The organism is Serratia sp. CY83965 (assembly GCF_052166375.1).
Classification (GTDB): Bacteria; Pseudomonadota; Gammaproteobacteria; order Enterobacterales; family Enterobacteriaceae; genus Serratia; species Serratia marcescens.
Window position 1 is genome coordinate 15,404 of the sequence record NZ_JBJNOV010000005.1, and the last position, 15,257, is coordinate 30,660.

The 15,257-nt window shown below is 63.1% G+C and carries 16 protein-coding genes and 1 pseudogene; 6 read left to right on the top strand and 11 right to left on the bottom strand.

The window, feature by feature from the left end; translation table 11 throughout:
- Positions 1–112 precede the first annotated feature (112 nt).
- On the top strand, positions 113–1,141 hold the full coding sequence (locus ACJ8PL_RS14290; protein ID WP_016927615.1) for a transporter: 1,029 nt from the start codon (positions 113–115) through the stop codon (positions 1,139–1,141).
- On the opposite strand, the gene ACJ8PL_RS14295 is transcribed toward ACJ8PL_RS14290, so the two are convergent.
- The 9 genes from ACJ8PL_RS14295 to ACJ8PL_RS14335 all read right to left on the bottom strand — a co-directional run bounded on the left by ACJ8PL_RS14295 (position 1,142) and on the right by ACJ8PL_RS14335 (position 8,575).
- The gene (locus ACJ8PL_RS14295) at positions 1,142–1,675 is read right to left on the bottom strand and encodes an SRPBCC family protein (protein WP_016927616.1); all 534 of its coding nucleotides are present in this window, start codon (positions 1,673–1,675) and stop codon (positions 1,142–1,144) included. It abuts the gene before it with no gap.
- 3 nt (positions 1,676–1,678) lie between these two features.
- The gene (locus ACJ8PL_RS14300) at positions 1,679–2,026 is read right to left on the bottom strand and encodes an ArsR/SmtB family transcription factor (RefSeq protein WP_004938187.1); all 348 of its coding nucleotides are present in this window, start codon (positions 2,024–2,026) and stop codon (positions 1,679–1,681) included.
- Between the two features lie 83 nt (positions 2,027–2,109).
- Positions 2,110–3,336 carry a Zn-dependent hydrolase gene (locus ACJ8PL_RS14305; protein ID WP_442531231.1) on the bottom strand — a complete coding sequence of 409 codons (1,227 nt, stop codon included), beginning with the start codon at positions 3,334–3,336 and terminating at the stop codon, positions 2,110–2,112.
- Positions 3,333–3,824: an L-2-amino-thiazoline-4-carboxylic acid hydrolase gene (locus ACJ8PL_RS14310; RefSeq protein WP_442531232.1), complete on the bottom strand. Its 492-nt coding sequence runs from the start codon at positions 3,822–3,824 to the stop codon at positions 3,333–3,335. Before ACJ8PL_RS14310 ends, ACJ8PL_RS14305 begins: the two co-directional genes overlap by 4 nt.
- 18 nt (positions 3,825–3,842) lie before the next feature.
- Positions 3,843–4,952, bottom strand: coding sequence for a branched-chain amino acid ABC transporter substrate-binding protein (locus ACJ8PL_RS14315; RefSeq protein ID WP_370531000.1), 1,110 nt, complete (start codon positions 4,950–4,952; stop codon positions 3,843–3,845).
- A gap of 76 nt (positions 4,953–5,028) precedes the next feature.
- Entirely contained in the window at positions 5,029–5,742 is a 714-nt protein-coding gene (locus tag ACJ8PL_RS14320) for an ABC transporter ATP-binding protein (RefSeq protein ID WP_442531233.1), read from the bottom strand.
- Positions 5,735–6,505, bottom strand: a complete 771-nt coding sequence (locus ACJ8PL_RS14325) for an ABC transporter ATP-binding protein (RefSeq protein ID WP_016927621.1) — start codon at positions 6,503–6,505, stop codon at positions 5,735–5,737. Before ACJ8PL_RS14325 ends, ACJ8PL_RS14320 begins: the two co-directional genes overlap by 8 nt.
- Entirely contained in the window at positions 6,502–7,614 is a 1,113-nt protein-coding gene (locus ACJ8PL_RS14330) for a branched-chain amino acid ABC transporter permease (RefSeq protein WP_049299342.1), read from the bottom strand. Before ACJ8PL_RS14330 ends, ACJ8PL_RS14325 begins: the two co-directional genes overlap by 4 nt.
- Before the next feature lie 10 nt (positions 7,615–7,624).
- Positions 7,625–8,575: a branched-chain amino acid ABC transporter permease gene (locus ACJ8PL_RS14335; RefSeq protein ID WP_079452090.1), complete on the bottom strand. Its 951-nt coding sequence runs from the start codon at positions 8,573–8,575 to the stop codon at positions 7,625–7,627.
- Positions 8,576–8,744: 169 nt separating this feature from the next.
- On the opposite strand from ACJ8PL_RS14335, the pseudogene ACJ8PL_RS14340 reads away from it, so the two are divergent.
- Positions 8,745–9,677 (top strand): annotated as a pseudogene (locus ACJ8PL_RS14340) (LysR substrate-binding domain-containing protein).
- 78 nt (positions 9,678–9,755) lie between these two features.
- A complete protein-coding gene (locus tag ACJ8PL_RS14345) occupies positions 9,756–10,058 on the top strand; it encodes a cupin domain-containing protein (RefSeq protein ID WP_028127440.1) in 303 nt (100 codons plus the stop codon).
- On the opposite strand, the gene ACJ8PL_RS14350 is transcribed toward ACJ8PL_RS14345, so the two are convergent.
- The gene (locus tag ACJ8PL_RS14350) at positions 10,055–10,645 is read right to left on the bottom strand and encodes a TetR/AcrR family transcriptional regulator (RefSeq protein ID WP_097101965.1); all 591 of its coding nucleotides are present in this window, start codon (positions 10,643–10,645) and stop codon (positions 10,055–10,057) included. The two genes, ACJ8PL_RS14345 and ACJ8PL_RS14350, sit on opposite strands and share 4 nt — an antisense overlap.
- Before the next feature lie 140 nt (positions 10,646–10,785).
- Here ACJ8PL_RS14350 and ACJ8PL_RS14355 point away from each other — a divergent pair, with 140 nt between their 5' ends.
- Genes ACJ8PL_RS14355 through ACJ8PL_RS14365 form a run of 3 tightly spaced genes read left to right on the top strand, consistent with a single transcriptional unit; the run spans position 10,786 to position 13,653 of the window.
- The gene (locus ACJ8PL_RS14355; RefSeq protein WP_116403596.1) at positions 10,786–11,841 is read left to right on the top strand and encodes a sugar phosphate isomerase/epimerase family protein; all 1,056 of its coding nucleotides are present in this window, start codon (positions 10,786–10,788) and stop codon (positions 11,839–11,841) included.
- A gap of 26 nt (positions 11,842–11,867) precedes the next feature.
- Positions 11,868–12,761: an alpha/beta fold hydrolase gene (locus tag ACJ8PL_RS14360; protein ID WP_116403597.1), complete on the top strand. Its 894-nt coding sequence runs from the start codon at positions 11,868–11,870 to the stop codon at positions 12,759–12,761.
- A complete protein-coding gene (locus tag ACJ8PL_RS14365; RefSeq protein WP_016927629.1) occupies positions 12,751–13,653 on the top strand; it encodes an alpha/beta hydrolase in 903 nt (300 codons plus the stop codon). The genes ACJ8PL_RS14360 and ACJ8PL_RS14365 overlap by 11 nt, the downstream gene beginning before the upstream one ends.
- Positions 13,654–13,702: 49 nt before the next feature.
- On the opposite strand, the gene ACJ8PL_RS14370 is transcribed toward ACJ8PL_RS14365, so the two are convergent.
- Positions 13,703–15,136, bottom strand: a complete 1,434-nt coding sequence (locus ACJ8PL_RS14370) for an NAD-dependent succinate-semialdehyde dehydrogenase (protein WP_016927630.1) — start codon at positions 15,134–15,136, stop codon at positions 13,703–13,705.
- Positions 15,137–15,257: the final 121 nt, after the last annotated feature.

The following is a 15,257-nucleotide window of genomic DNA, read 5'->3' on the forward strand; positions in this document are numbered from 1 at the left end:
GACGAAAATATTAATCATCGGGAACGGCGAAAATCATTAACGCCGATAAATAAAGATTGTTATAACAGCGGGGACGGTCTTGGGTTAACGGCAACAGGCAGGATAAGGCGTTATGGTGCAACGGTTAGCGGAAAAGATGCACAAGCTTGATTTCGATGATGAAGTGACCGGGCTGATCTACGGCCATGTGTTTCGTTCCGGTGAGCCGCCGGCGCGCCTGAACTCGCAACAGGTCTGCCAGGCTTACCAGGCTTTGCCGTCCGGCGACGGCTTTGTCTGGCTGCACCTCAATCTCAACCACGCGGCGGCGGAGAAGTGGCTGAAAAACCATTTCGCCATTTCCGATTTTTTCTTCCATGAAATTCGGCATGGTTCCCACACGACGCGCATCGAGCGCCAGGGCGACGATCTGTTCGCGGTGCTCAACGACGTGATTTTTCACCCTGAGGACAGCAACCCGGAAACGGCGACGCTGTGGCTCTATTGCTGCCGTGGGCTGGTGGTCACCGTGCGTCACAAACCGGTGCGATTGATTGAACGGCTGCTTGGCCGCCTGACGGCGTTGGAGCTGGCGTCGTCTACCGAGCTGCTGGCGCACCTGCTGGAAGAGCAGGAGGACGTGCTGGAACAGGTGGTGCGGCAGGCTAACCAGTATGTTGATGCCATCGAGGATCGCCTGTTGACCCGCCGCGTCAAACGCAACCGCGCCGAGCTGGGGCGCATGCGCCGCATGTTATTGCGCTTTCAGCGCCTGTTGGCGCCGGAACCGGCCGCGCTGTTTCGGCTGTTGAACCGGCCGCCGGCCTGGCTGAGCCGCGAGGTGGTGCAAGATCTGCGGCAGTTTACCGAAGAGTTCACCGTGGTGTTGAACGATCTCGCCAGCCTGACCGAACGCATCCGGCTATTGCAGGAAGAGCTGGGCGCCAAGCTGATGGAGCAGAATAACCGCACGCTCTACACCCTGACGGTGATCACCGTGCTGGCGTTGCCGATCAACATCGTCGCCGGTTTCTTCGGCATGAACGTCGGGGGGATACCGCTGGCCAGCAATCACCACGGTTTTATCCTGCTGGTGTTGCTGGTCGGCAGTTTTACGCTGATCGCCGGTTATCTGGCGTTCAGGCGCCGGGACGAGTCGTAATTACAGGCGGGCGCGGTACTCTTCTTCCAGCCGGGCATGGGTGCTCCAGAACGGCTGCGGCGCCCGATCGTGCAGACGATCCAGCAGGATATCCAGATGGGTGTGCCAGCCGCCGGCGACGCTGAGCATCTCGTCGCGGTTGGCCAGGCGCCGGTGGGTGACCGTCAGCAGCACCGCGTTTCCCTGTTCCGTCAACTCGAAGGTCACTTCGGAAGGGCGCCCCTGATCCTGTTCGGCCCAGGTAAAGCTCAGCAGGCGCGGCGGGAACAGGCAGGTGATGTGGCCGCGGTTGCTGACGCAGCCGCCGTGCTGTTTGTACTTGGCCGGCGGTTGCTCGTGCTCGCCCGCCAGATCGGAGTTGCGAAACTCCAGCTCCAGCGGCGCGCCGTTTTCCAACTTCATGGCGCCAGCCGCCAGCCAGGTGGCGCGCTTGTCGGATTCGGTCAGGTAAGCCCACACCCGCTCGATGGGGCCGGGCAGCAGCCGCTGGATGCGCAGCGTGCCGGGTTCGATAATCATGCCGTAATCATTCATGGTTCACTCCTTGGGAGGAAGCTGTTCGGGCTGCAGCAGCGCCTGTTCGAGCGCATCCAGCCGTTCAGTCCAGAAATGTTCATAGGTTTGCAGCCAGTGCATGGCCTGCGCCATAGGCTCGGGTTCGAGCCGGCAGATATGGTTTCTTCCTTGCACGGTGCGTTGCACCAGGCCCGCATGTTCCAGTGCTTTCACGTGCTTGGAGGCGCCGGCGAACGACATCTGCAACGGCGCGGCCAGTTCGCCAATGCTGCGCTCACCGCCGGCCAGCGCGCGTAACATCGAACGGCGGGTCGGGTCGGCCAGCGCATGAAAAATGGCGTCCAGCTGTGAGGAAGATAATTCAACCATATGGTTGAATATAGAACAGGCGGGCTAATATTCAACCGTTTTGTTGAATATTTTTTTGCCCCGGCGAGAAACCGGGGCGACGATCAGGCGCCGGCGTGCGCCAGCAGCGCGTTCAGCAATACGTCAGCGCCGGCGGCGGCCCAGGCGGGGGTGATATCTTCCCGCTCGTTGTGGCTGATGCCGTCCACGCAGGGAATGAAAATCATGGCGGTCGGGGCGACGCGGTTAAGGTAACAGGCATCGTGGCCGGCGCCGGAAATCATGTCGCGATGGCGATAGCCCAACGCTTGCGCGGCTTGACGTACGCTGTCGATGCAGACCCGATCAAAAGCGATCGGGGGATACTGGAAGATGCGCTCGGCGCGAGCGGTCAGGCCGCCGCCGTTGACGGCGTTCACCGCCGCCAGCAGGCGCTGCTCCATCTGCTCCAGAATTGACTCCTCTGGATGGCGGAATTCGACGCTGAAAAAGACGCGCCCCGGCACCACGTTGCGTGAATTGGGGGTAATTTGCGCCATGCCCACCGTGGCGCGCGCGTCGGGCGCGAAATCCCAACCGATGCGGTTGACCGCCGTGACCAGCGCCGCAAAGCCCAGCAGGGCGTCGCGGCGGCGGTCCATCGGCGTGGTGCCGGCATGGGCACTGAAGCCGACGACCTCCAGTTCATACCAGCGCTGCCCTTGTGCGGCGGTCACCACGCCGATGTCGAGATGCTCCGCTTCCAGAATCGGCCCCTGTTCGATGTGCAACTCGAAGGCGGCATGGATCGGCGTGCCGCCCACCGGATACTCACCGGCGTAGCCGATGCGCTCCAGCGCCTCGCCGAGGCTGACGCCGTGCTCGTCGCGGCGCGTCAGACCGTATTCCAGGTCGAATACCCCGGCGAACACGCCGGAGGCGATCATCGCCGGCGCAAAGCGTGCGCCTTCTTCGTTGGTCCAGTTGATCACTTCAATCGCGCGTTCGGTGACGATCTGCCGATCGTTAAGGCTGCGAATAACCTCCAATCCGGCCAGCACGCCGTAGATGCCGTCGAAACGGCCGCCGCGGGGTTGCGAGTCGCCGTGAGAACCGGTGACAACCGGCGCCAGCTCGGGCCGCGCGCCTTCACGGCGCAGGAACATGTTGCCCATCCGATCGACGCGCACGCTGCAACCGGCCTCCAGCGCCCACAGACGCAGCTGGTCGCGCGCCTGACGATCCTCTTCGCTGAGCGCCAGGCGGGTGACGCCGTTGTCAGCGATGGCGCCGAACTGCGCCATCGCCTGCAGGCTTTGCCACAGGCGCTCGCCGTTGACCCGATGCGTCATGGCTTTTCTCCCGGCGTTTTGGCGGCGTAACGGAAATCGCAGCAGGGAGCGCCGGACATGATGGTCTGGGTGCGCTGCAGTTCAACGTCAGGCGCATAGCCGACGATAAACTGGCTGTCGCGAGCGCAGGAGAGCAGGTGGCCGATGTCTCCCAGCCCCATCTCATGATACATCTCGGCGTAGCGGCAGCGGGTGACGTTATAGTCGAAGTGCTGTTCGTCCTGATTGATCACCTCGACGCGCAACGCATCGTCTTTTTCCCACAGGTACTGCAAGGCGGCGAAGCTGCGCAGATCCGCGCCGTTCGGTTCCTGAGCGGCGAACTGTTTGCCCGCCGCGATGGCGGCATTCTCGATGGCTTCGCCGATCACTGCCTGAGCGCGCGTCTTGCCGATTTCACGCACCAGAATCTGGTAGATCGGTTTGATGATTTCCGCCTCGATCTTTCTGCGGGCCAAAATGCCCAATTCATTATTTGCACAGTTCATCGCCTTGCTCCTCTTGATTTATTGTGGTTTGGCGCCGCCCAACACGGTTTGCGGCTGCCATTTGCCGTCGACTACCCGGTACAGGGTGAAGCTCGGCTGTTGCAGGTTGCCCTGCGCATCGAAGGCAATGGCGCCGGTCACGCCCTGATAATGTATGGCGCGCAGTTTCGGCAGATAATCGGCCGGGTTGGCCGAGCCGGCCTGTTCGATGGCGGCGATCAGCACCCGGGTGGCGTCGTAGGCGAAGGGCGCATGCAGTTCGATGTGGGTGTGGTAACGATCGCGGTAGGCTTGCTCAAACGCCTTGCCGCCCGGCATCTGTTCCAGCGGCAGCCCCGGCTCCAACGCGACGACGCCTTCGCCTTCTTGCTGCGCCAGCGTCAGGAAGGTTTGGCTGACAAAGCCGCCGGCGCCCATCAGCTGCGCGTTCATGCCCAGCTGCTTCAGTTTGCGCGCCAGCGGCGCCGCCTGGGAATCTACGCCGCCGAAGAAGATCAGATCGGCGTTTTTGCTGCGCACGGTGGTCAGTACGGCGCTGAAATCGACGGTCTTGTCATCCACATACTCGCGGGCGACCGGCTGCACGCCCTGGGCCTGCAGCGATTTGATGAACTCGTCCGCCAGCCCCTGGCCGAAAGCGGTGCGATCGTCGATCACCGCGATGCGCTGGGCTTTCAGCGTTTTCACCGCATATTGCCCGGCATAGTTGCCGCCGTCGTCGTCGTGGCCCATCACGCGAAAGCTGGTGTCAAAACCCTGTTGCGTATAGCCGTGACCGGTGGCGACCGGCGCCACCTGGGCGATGCCGGCATCGTGATAGATGCGCGCCGCCGGGATGCTGGTGCCGGTGTTCCAGTGGCCGACCACGCCGGCGACGCCTTCGTCGACCAAACGCTGCGCCACGGCCACGGCGGTGCGCGGGTCGGACTGGTCGTCCTCTGACACCAGTTTGAAGGTGACCGGTTTGCCGTTCAGCGTCGGTTTCTGCGCGTTAGCGTCGGCGATCGCCAGTTGCGCGCCGTTTTCGAGATCTTTGCCGATGCGCGCGGAAGGGCCGGTCAGCGGCCCGGCCAGGCCGATCAGCACGGTGTCGGCCGCCAGCGCCGGGAGGCTAAGAATCATTGTCATGGCGGCCAGCGCCAACGGTTTGATGCGAATGCTCTGTTGCATGTCATACTCCTGGTGCGGTTAAAAGAAACAACGGTTATTCACCCAAATAGATCTGTTTGATTTTTTCATCGTCCAGCATCTCGGCGGAACGGCCGCTGTGGCTCAGGCTGCCGCTGTCCAACACGTAGGCGCGATCGGTGGACTCTAGCGCCAGGCGCGCGTTCTGCTCGACCAATAGCAGCGTGACGCCGTCATGGGCTAACTGCTTGATGACCGTGAAAATGGCTTCCACCACAATCGGCGCCAGCCCCATCGAGGGTTCGTCCAATATCAGCAGCCGCGGGCGGCTGAGCAGCGCGCGGCCCATCGCCACCATCTGCTGTTCACCGCCCGAAAGCAGCCCGGCCGGTTGGTGCAGGCGCTCGCTCAGCCGCGGGAAGGTAGCGCACACCCGTTCGAAATCTTGCCGCACCGCCGATTTGTCACGCCGCGCATAGGCGCCGAGCTGCAGGTTTTCCCGCACCGTCAAACGGGTGAAAATGCCGCGTCCCTCCGGCACCATCACCAGCCCCCGTTGCAGCAACCGGTGCGGCGGCGCGCCGCGAATCGAGCAACCGTCGAACAGGATGTCGCCTTCGAACGGCTGCAGGCCGGTCAGCGCTCGCAGGCTGGAGGTCTTGCCCGCGCCATTGGCGCCGATCAGCGTCACCTGTTCGCCGGCGTTCACCGTGAAATCGATGCCTTTGACCGCATGAATGCCGCCGTAAGACACTTTGAGACGTTTAACGCTCAGCAGGGCTTCAGACATGCGCGCCGCCTCCCAGATAGGCCTGAATGACCGCCGGTTCGCGCCGCACCTGCGCCGGTTCGCCTTCGGCGATCGCTTTGCCGTAGTCCAGCACCGTCAGGCGATCGCACAGGCCCATCACCAGCTTGACGTCGTGTTCGATCAGCAGCAGCGTTTTGCCGCTGTCACGGATGCGCAGCAGCAGCTCGCGCAGCGCTACTTTTTCACCGGCGTTCATGCCGGCCGCCGGCTCGTCCAGCGCCAGCAACCGGGGTTCGGTCGCCAGCGCGCGGGCAATCTCCAGGCGGCGTTGGTGGCCATAGGCGAGATCGCCGGCGCGGTAATGGGCGAATTGGCTGATGCCGACGTACTCCAGCAGCGCATGGGATTTATCGCGCACCGCCTGTTCCTCTGCCTTGGCGCGCCGGTGGCGAGCGATCGCCGCCCACAGGCCGTTGCGGGTGCGCACGTGGCAGCCGACCATCACATTTTCCAGCACGCTCATTTCGTTGAACAACCGCAGGTTCTGGAAGGTGCGGGCAATGCCGGCCTGCGCCACTTTGTCGATCGCCTGGGGTTTATAGCGCTGGCCCAACAGGCGGAACTCGCCTTCATCGGCGCGATACAGGCCGGTGATCAGGTTGAAGCAGGTGGTTTTGCCGGCGCCGTTCGGCCCGATCAGGCCGTAGATTTCCCCCTGGCGGATGCTCATGCTGACGTCATCCACCGCCGTCAGGCCGCCGAAACGTTTGCTGACGTGATTTAAAGCAAGCAGCGGCGTCATGCGGCGGTCCTCCCGGCATGGCGAGCCGGCCACAGGCCCGCCGGGCGATACAGCATCACCAGGATCAGCGCCAGGCCGTAAAACAGTTGGCGGATGATTTCCGGATCGATCAGCACCTGGCCGAACAGCGCCTGCTGCAGCGGCCCCATGCTGCTGCGCAGCAGCTCCGGCAGGGCGGCCAGCAGCAGCGCGCCCAGGATCACGCCGGGGATGTGCCCCATGCCGCCGAGCACCACCATCGCCAGTACGGCGATCGATTCCTGCAGGGTGAACGATTCCGGCGACACGAAGCCCTGAAACGCGGCGAACAACGCGCCGGCCACGCCGCCGAAGGTGGCGCCGATGGCGAAGGCCAGCAGCTTGAAGTTGCGGGTGTTGATGCCCATCGCCCGCGCGGCGTCCTCATCTTCGCGGATCGCTGTCCACGCACGACCGATGCGCGAGTTTTGCAGCCGCAGGCTGATGAACAGGATCGCCAGCAGCAGCGCGGCGAACAGATAGTAATAGAGGTACAGGCCGGAAAAACGCACGCCGAACCACTCGTGCATGCCGGAAAACCTCAGGCCGAACAGGCTGACCGGGTCAATGCCGGAAATGCCTTTGGGGCCGTTGGTGAGATTGACCGGGCGATCCAGATTGCGCATCAGAATGCGCACGATTTCGCCGAATCCCAACGTGACGATCGCCAGATAGTCGCCGCGCAGCCGCAGCGTCGGCGCGCCGAGCAGGATGCCGCATACCGCCGCCAACAGCGCCGCCAGCGGGATCAGCCACAGCATCGGCAGATGCAGCCCGTCGGGGAACCACTGCAGCAGCAGCGGGAACTGCTGCGTCAGATGCGGTGACGACAGCAGCGCGGCGAGATAGGCGCCGACCGCGTAAAAGGCGATAAAGCCCATGTCCAGCAACCCGGTCATGCCCACCACGATGTTCAGCCCGAGCGCCAGCATCAGATACAGCAGGGCGAAGTCGACGACCCGCACCCAGTAGTTGCCGCCGGCGGCGCCCGCCACCCAGGGCGCCAGCAGCAGGGCGAGAATGAACAGCGTCAGCCCCAGCCCGGCGCGACGCGGCGTGGCCAGAGGAACGGGGGGAGTCAAAACGGTCATCGTGATGTCCTTATGCGCGCGTGGCGATGCGTTCGCCCAACAGCCCGGAGGGGCGGAAGACCAGCACGGCGATCAGCACCAGAAACGCGAACACGTCCTGGTAGTTGCTGCCGAACACGCCGCCGGTCAGCTCGCCGAGATAGCCGGTGCCCAGTGATTCGAACAGACCCAGCAGCAAACCGCCAAGCATCGCGCCGCGCAGGTTGCCGATGCCGCCGAGCACGGCGGCGGTAAACGCCTTGATGCCCGGCAGAAAGCCCATCGAGAAACCGGCGTTGCCGTAGTTGCTGGCCATCATGATGCCGGCCACCGCCGCCAACGCGCCGCCGAGCGCGAAGGTCAGAACGATGATGCGGTCAGGACTGATGCCCATCAGGCCGGCGACCTGCGGGTTTTCCGCCGTGGCGCGCATGGCGCGGCCGAAACGGCTGTGTTCGACCAGCAGCCAGAGGCCGGCCATCACCGCCACGGCCACCGCCAGCGTGACGATCGCCGTGCCGGTGATCACCGCCGGCGCATGTTCGGCGCTGCCTGCGGTCAGGGCGATGGGCGCCATCGGCAACAGCTGCGGAAACATCAGGGGATTGCGTGACCAGATCAGCATCGCCAGGGTTTGCAGCAGCAGTGACACGCCGATGCCGCTGATCAGCGGGGCCAGGCGTGGCGCATTACGCAGCCGGCGATAGGCCAGGCGCTCGATCGCCATCGAGATGATGGCGCAGATAGCCATGGCGAACAGGGCCGCCAGCAGCAGCGTGGCGTAGGGCGGTAACGCGGGAAAGTGGTGCTGCAACACCCCGATCGCCGACAGCGCGCTCAGCGCCCCGACCATCAGCACGTCGCCGTGCGCGAAGTTGATGATGCGCAGGATGCCGTACACCATGGTGTAGCCGAGCGCGATCAGCGCATAAATGCTGCCGAGCATCAAACCGTTGACGGTTTGCTGTACCAGCGTATCCATAAGGAGAGTCCGGAGATAATGAGTCAGAGGCTCACAGTAGAGAATTTAAAAAAATTGTAAAATACGGAAAAATACTTTCTTATACAAAAAACGAGTGATTTTAATGTATTGATTTTTATGTATATTGAATCCATTCCTTCAGTGTCGATTTCCCAAAAACAGTCAATATATGAAAAAAACAGAACAGTACGATGAGCCATTGCCGATGCTGCCGAACGATCCGCCGCTGCGCGCCGTGCGGGCGTTCGAAGCCATCGCGCGCCTGGGTGGCATCAGCGCGGCGGCTAACGAGCTGATGATTTCGCCTTCGGCGGTCAGTCATCAACTCAAAACGCTGGAGGCATTTTTGCAGATGCCGTTGACCGAACGGCAGGGGCGTAACCTGGTGCTGCGCAGCGAGGGGCGGGAGTACTACCGTTCGATTCGCTCGGCGTTCAACGTGCTGCGGTAGGCGACCGAACACGTGCGTGAACAATCCGCGTCGCGGCAGGTGACCATCAGCCTGATCCCGCTGTTCGGCATGGGCTGGTTCATTCCGCGGCTGCGCGGTTTTCTGCGCGAAAACCCGGATATCGACATCAATGTGGTCTACGCCAACCACCGCAATTACCTGAGCGACGCCGCCGATCTGTCGATCCGCTTCGGGGTTGGGCAGTGGACCGGCTATCGCAGCGAGAAGCTGATGTCCGGAAAAATGGTGCCGGTGTGCAGCCGGGCATTCAGTAAACTGCACGGTCTGCTCGATACGCCGGATCAGCTGGCGACGCTGCCGCTGCTGCACGACGAGGAGCGCAATACCTGGATGCAATGGTTTCAGCAGGCCGGCGTCAAGCGCCCGCTGCGCAGTATCGGCCCGATGTTCGAGGATGGATTGTTGACGTTGGCGGCGGTGCAGGCGGGGTTAGGGTGCGCGTTGATGCGTGAACCGTTAATCGCCCAGTACCTTGAGAGCGGTGAGTTGATCAAAATGTTCGATCTGCCGATCGATGACGGCCGCGATTATTACCTGTGCGCTCGGCTGGATAGTGAGCTGTCGCAGGAGGGCGAAAATCTGCGGCAGTGGCTGCGCCGTGAGGCGGCGGCTCAGAACGCCGGGGCATAATCTACAACCAACGCGTCTTTCAGCAGGGGACGGCTTTGCAGTAGAGTGCCGGTTCCTCTGTAGCGATAAGGTATGACGATGCTGTTCGATTTAAACCAGCAGGCGGCCGAACTGCCCGAGGCTTGGCGTTCCTCCGTGCTGGGCCGCGTCGGTGCGGCCAACATCAAAGTGCTGCGTATGGATGCGCGCAGCATTGCGGATGAAGTGCATGATTACAGCGAAGGGTTGCTGGTGATCAGCGGCCACCTGCGGCTGCAGGTGGCCGGGGAAGAGGTGGTGGTGCGGGCCGGCCAGCTGTATCAGGCCGCGGCCGGCGTACCGCACCGCGTATTGCCGGGCAGCGAAGGCACGCTGGTGATTGTCGATCTGCCGGAAGATTAAGCGTCGCCCAGTACCGTCAGCGCCACCTTTACCGCATCCAATAGTCGCGTTTCAGTGACGCCGTCACGCGCCTGAATCGACAGCCCGTGCAGGAAGACGGCGAAGTAGTCCCCCAGGTTGTCAGCGTCGGTGTCGGCGGGCAATTCGCCGGTTTGCACCGCCTGCCGCAGCCGTTCGACGATCTGCTGCGTACGCTGCAACCGATGCTCTGCCAGCCAGGTTTTGAGCCCATCGTTTTCCGCACTGACGCTGGCGGCGGCGGAGACCACCATGCAGCCCTGCGGCAGATCCGGCCGACTGTAGAGGCGCACGGCATCTTCCAGCATACGTTGGATCGCCGGGCGAATGCCGCTTTCCTGTGCGAAGGCGCGATCGGCGAAGCCGCCTTCCTCGGCTTCGTAACTGGCGATCGCCTCGCGGAACAGCTGCTCTTTGGAGCCGAACGCCTTGTAGATGCGCGCGGAAGCAATGCCCAATTCCGCCACCAGATCCGACATCGAGGTGCCTTCGTAACCTTGCCGCCAGAATAAGTTTCGCGCCTTCAAGAGCGCCTGTTCGCGATCGAACTCGCGCGGTCTGCCTGCCATTCGCTGCTCCAATTTACCTGTCATTCAGCGACATAGGATCGCTTAAATCGACGGGAATACCAATGTCTTTATAAATTTCGCTTGCGGTCAATTCGCTTTGCTCCTATTGTTTGTCAATCGACAACCAATAGGAGTTTACGATGAAAACCCTCAAAGGTCCAAGCTTGCATCTCGCGCAGTTCAGCGATGAGACAGCGCCGTTCAACAGCCTGCCGGCCATCGCCGAGTGGGCGGCGCAAACCGGGTTTACCGCCTTGCAGATCCCGGCCTGGGATCGGCGTTTATTCGACGTGGCCACCGCCGCGGAAAGCCAAACCTACTGTGACGATCTGACCGGCATGTTGGCGGAGCAGGGGTTGGTAGTCAGCGAATTGACCAGCCATATCTTCGGCCAGCTGATGGCGGTACACCCGGCTTACGATGCGCTGTTTGACAGTTTCGCGCCCCCGGCGCTGCAGGGCAATCCGCAGGCGCGCGGCGAGTGGGCGCGGCAGCAAATGTTGTTGGTGGTGAAAGCGTCGGCGCGGCTCGGGCTCAGCGAGCTGGGCACCTTTTCCGGTTCGCTGGCCTGGCCCTATCTGTTCCCGTTCCCACAGCGTCCGGAAGGATTGATCGATACCGCGTTCGACGAACTCGCCAAACGCTGGCTGCCGGTGCTCGACGCCTGCGAGGAGCAGGGCATCAACCTGTGTTATGAAATTCACCCGAGTGAGGATCTGCACGACGGCGTGACGTTCGAAATGTTTCTTGAGCGCGTGGGCAACCACCCGCGTTGCCGGGTGCTGTTCGATCCGAGCCATATGGTGCTGCAGCAGCTTAACTATCTGGAATTTATCGATATCTATAAGGATGTTATCGGCATGTTCCACGTCAAGGACGCCGAGTTCAATCCGACCGGTCGCCAGGGCATTTACGGCGGCTATCAATCCTGGGTCGATCGTGCCGGCCGTTTCCGCTCGTTGGGCGACGGCCAGGTCGATTTCAGCGGCATCTTTTCGCGCCTGACGCAGTACGGCTATTCGGGCTGGGCGACGCTGGAGTGGGAATGTTGCCTGAAAAATCCGCAGGATGGCGCGCGCGAAGGCGCGGCCTTCATTCGCGATCGCATTATCCGCGTCACCGACAAAGTGTTCGACGACTTCGCCGGCGCGCCGGTCAACCCACAACAGATCAATGCCTTGCTTGGCATTCGCTGAGCCTTAACCTTTCAGGGAGTCACCCCATGCAATATCGACAGAACGAGATCCCGTTAGCGGATCTCGTGGCGGAACACGTCTATCTCCAGGTCAACGGCCGGCGCATTCACTGCGTGGTGGCCGGTGAAGGGCGGCCGGTGCTGCTGATCCCCGGCTGGCCGCAAACCTGGTACACCTGGCGCCATGTGATGCAAGCGCTGTCGGCGGCCGGTTTTCAGGCGATCGCCGTCGACCCGCCGGGCATCGGTGATTCTGACAAGCCCGTCGGCGGTTACGATACCGGCAGCATCGGCGCGGCGCTGCACGCGATGATGTTGCAGCTGGGCCATGAACGTTACCAACTGGTCGGCCACGACATCGGCATGTGGGTCGGTTACGCCATGGCGAGCGACTTCCCGCAGGCGGTGGAACGTCTGGTGCTGACGGAGGCGGTGATCCCCGGTCTGGCGCCGCCGCCGCCGATTTTCGTCGCGCCGGAGGAGAATATCTTCCTGTGGCATTTCATGTTCAACCAGCTGGCGGATTTGCCGGAGGCACTGACCCAGGGGCGCGAGCGGGAGTATCTTGGCTATATCTTCAACCGCTGGTCCTATCGGCGCGATCGGGTAGCGGCGCAGGTGTATATCGCCGCCTATTCGGCGCCGGGCGGATTGCGCGCCGGATTCGACTATTACCGGGCGATCCCGGAAACCGTTCGCCAGAACCGGCTGCGCGCCGCTACGCCCTTGACGATGCCGGTGTTGACGGTGGGAGCGGAGCACGCCACCGGCGATGCGCCGCTGACCACGCTTCGGGGCAATGCGCACGATCTGCGAGGCGAAACGGTCGCCGGCTGCGGGCATTTCATTACCGAGGAGTGTCATGAGGAATTTATTGCACTGATTACGCCATTCCTGGCGGGAGAGCAGCGTGCCGCTTGATGAACGCATCGCCGCCTTTTTGACGGCGTCGGCCGCCGTGCCACCGCCCGCTTCGCTGGCGGCAATGCGCGCGGCCACGGAAACCGGTTTACGCCAGCTGCAGGGCGAGGCGGAACCGAGCGGCGGCGTCAGGGACTATACGGTGGTCGCCGCCGATGGACACCGGATGGCGCTGCGCGCCTATCTACCGGCGGGGGAAAACGGCACGACCGCGCAGCCGGCGATGCTGTTCGCCCACGGCGGCGGCTGGTGCCTCGGCTCACTGGCGTTGTACGATCGGCCTTGTCAGGCGTTGGCTAATGCCACCGGCCGGGTGATCCTGTCGGTTGACTATCGGCTGGCGCCGGAATACCCGTTTCCACAGCCGCTGGAAGATGTCTATCAGGCGCTCTGCTGGGTGGCACAACGGGCGCCGCAGTTGGGGATTGACGCGAAGCGCCTGGCAGTGGGCGGTGATAGCGCCGGGGGCAATCTGGTGGCGGCGGTCGCACTGTTGGCGCGGGATCGCGGCGGCCCGTACATTGAACGTCAACTGCTGTTGTACCCGGCGCTCAGCCGCGAAATGGCGACGAAGAGCTATCGCGAGTTTGCCGAGGGGCACTTTCTGACGCGCGACGCGATGGTGTTTTGTTGGCAGCAGTATCTGGGCCAGCGGCGCGATCCCGGCGCGGAACCGTTGCATGCCGCCACGCTGCGCGGATTGCCGCCGGCCGCCATCCTGAGCTGCGAATACGATCCGCTGCGCGATGAGGCCGAACAATATGCACAGCGGCTGCGTGAGGCGGGGGTGACCGTGCGCTGCGAACGGTTGCCGGGCATGGTGCATGCCTGCATTCACATGCTGGGGCTGACCCCGGCGGCGCGGCGGCTGTTCGAACTGGCTCGCGAGTAAAAAAAAAGCCCCGCATTGCGGGGCTTCTGGCTATCCATCCGCCGGGCGCTTATCGGCCGGCGACGGTGACAAAGCGCGTTTCCAGGTAGGACTCGATCGCTTCGCTGCCGCCTTCGGTGCCGTGACCGGAGTCTTTCACGCCGCCAAACGGCGTTTCCGGCAGGCCGAAACCGATGTGGTTGATGCTCAGCATGCCGCTCTCCACGTCGCGCCCCAGCGCATTGACGGTGGCGATGTTGCGGCTGTAGGCGTAGGCGGCCAGGCCGTACGGCAGGCGGTTGGCTTCGGCGATCGCCTCGTCATAAGTGGCGAACGGGCGCAGCAGGGCGACCGGGCCAAACGGCTCTTCCGACATGGCGCGTGCGCTCAGCGGCACATCACGCAGCACAGTCGGTTCGAAGAAGTTGCCTTTGCCCGCCACGCGTTTGCCGCCCGTGCTGGCCTTCGCCCCGTGGGCGATAGCGTCCTGCACCAGCGCCTCGATATTGTCGACGCTGCGGCTCAGCACCATCGGCCCCATCGTCACGCCGTCTTCCAGCCCGTTGCCGAGCTTGAGCTCACGCACGGCGGCGGTAAATTTCTCCACGAAGGCCTCGTAAACGCCTTGCTGGATCAGGAAGCGGGTCGGGGCGATACAGACCTGGCCGGCGTTGCGGAACTTGGACTGCGCCAGCTCTTTGGCCGCCGCGTCAAGATCGGCGTCGTCGAAGATCAGCACCGGCGCGTGGCCGCCCAGCTCCATGGTGGCCTTTTTCATATGCTGGCCGGCCAGCGCCGCCAGATGCTTGCCCACGCGGGTGGAGCCGGTGAAGGAGATCTTGCGAATGGTCGGATGCGGGATCAGGTATTCCGAGATTTCCGCCGGGGTGCCGTACACCAGCGCGATCACCCCGGCTGGGATACCGGCGTCGGCGAAGGCTTTGATCAGCTCTGCCGGTGAGGCCGGCGTTTCTTCCGGGCCTTTGACGATGATGGAGCAGCCCGCCGCCAGCGCGGCGGACAGCTTGCGCACGATCTGGTTGATCGGGAAGTTCCACGGCGTGAAGGCGGCTACCGGGCCGACCGGCAGTTTCAGGGTTTGCTGCTGCACGTCGCGAGCGCGGGACGGAATAATCTGCCCGTAGGTACGGGTGGCTTCACCGGCGAACCAGTCGATAACGTCGGCGGCGTTGAGAATCTCGATTTTGGCCTGCGCCACCGGCTTACCCTGTTCCTGCGTCATGATGGCGGCGATGGCGTCGGCGCGTTCGCGCAGCAGCGCAGCGGCTTTGCGCATCAGGTTGGCGCGCTGGTGCGCGGCGGTGTCGCGCCAGACGTTAAACCCGCGCGCGGTGGCGGCCAACGCCAGATCGAGATCCTCTGTGGCGGCGTGCGCCACCTGACCGATTACCTCGTCGCTGGCGGGGTTGGTGACAGGCAGGGTTTTCCCGGCCAGCGCATTGCGCCATTGTCCATCGATATACAGTTGAGTATCCGGATACATTGTTGCCTCTTGTTTGCGGAGTGGTCAGGGGCCGCTGAGTTTCGCGATGCGGCGCGCCTGAATGGGACAGGGATCTTAACCCTACGCCGAATGGCGGCGATCGTCCAGGCGAGGGGCACGA

What these genes read in the sequence shown, in the direction of transcription:
- ACJ8PL_RS14290 (WP_016927615.1), top strand. Translation starts at nt 113, where the DNA reads ATGGTGCAACGGTTAGCGGAAAAGATGCACAAGCTTGATTTCGATGAT.
- ACJ8PL_RS14295 (WP_016927616.1), bottom strand. Translation starts at nt 1,675, where the DNA reads ATGAATGATTACGGCATGATTATCGAACCCGGCACGCTGCGCATCCAG.
- ACJ8PL_RS14300 (WP_004938187.1), bottom strand. Translation starts at nt 2,026, where the DNA reads ATGGTTGAATTATCTTCCTCACAGCTGGACGCCATTTTTCATGCGCTG.
- ACJ8PL_RS14305 (WP_442531231.1), bottom strand. Translation starts at nt 3,336, where the DNA reads ATGACGCATCGGGTCAACGGCGAGCGCCTGTGGCAAAGCCTGCAGGCG.
- ACJ8PL_RS14310 (WP_442531232.1), bottom strand. Translation starts at nt 3,824, where the DNA reads ATGAACTGTGCAAATAATGAATTGGGCATTTTGGCCCGCAGAAAGATC.
- ACJ8PL_RS14315 (WP_370531000.1), bottom strand. Translation starts at nt 4,952, where the DNA reads ATGACAATGATTCTTAGCCTCCCGGCGCTGGCGGCCGACACCGTGCTG.
- ACJ8PL_RS14320 (WP_442531233.1), bottom strand. Translation starts at nt 5,742, where the DNA reads ATGTCTGAAGCCCTGCTGAGCGTTAAACGTCTCAAAGTGTCTTACGGC.
- ACJ8PL_RS14325 (WP_016927621.1), bottom strand. Translation starts at nt 6,505, where the DNA reads ATGACGCCGCTGCTTGCTTTAAATCACGTCAGCAAACGTTTCGGCGGC.
- ACJ8PL_RS14330 (WP_049299342.1), bottom strand. Translation starts at nt 7,614, where the DNA reads ATGACCGTTTTGACTCCCCCCGTTCCTCTGGCCACGCCGCGTCGCGCC.
- ACJ8PL_RS14335 (WP_079452090.1), bottom strand. Translation starts at nt 8,575, where the DNA reads ATGGATACGCTGGTACAGCAAACCGTCAACGGTTTGATGCTCGGCAGC.
- ACJ8PL_RS14345 (WP_028127440.1), top strand. Translation starts at nt 9,756, where the DNA reads ATGCTGTTCGATTTAAACCAGCAGGCGGCCGAACTGCCCGAGGCTTGG.
- ACJ8PL_RS14350 (WP_097101965.1), bottom strand. Translation starts at nt 10,645, where the DNA reads ATGGCAGGCAGACCGCGCGAGTTCGATCGCGAACAGGCGCTCTTGAAG.
- ACJ8PL_RS14355 (WP_116403596.1), top strand. Translation starts at nt 10,786, where the DNA reads ATGAAAACCCTCAAAGGTCCAAGCTTGCATCTCGCGCAGTTCAGCGAT.
- ACJ8PL_RS14360 (WP_116403597.1), top strand. Translation starts at nt 11,868, where the DNA reads ATGCAATATCGACAGAACGAGATCCCGTTAGCGGATCTCGTGGCGGAA.
- ACJ8PL_RS14370 (WP_016927630.1), bottom strand. Translation starts at nt 15,136, where the DNA reads ATGTATCCGGATACTCAACTGTATATCGATGGACAATGGCGCAATGCG.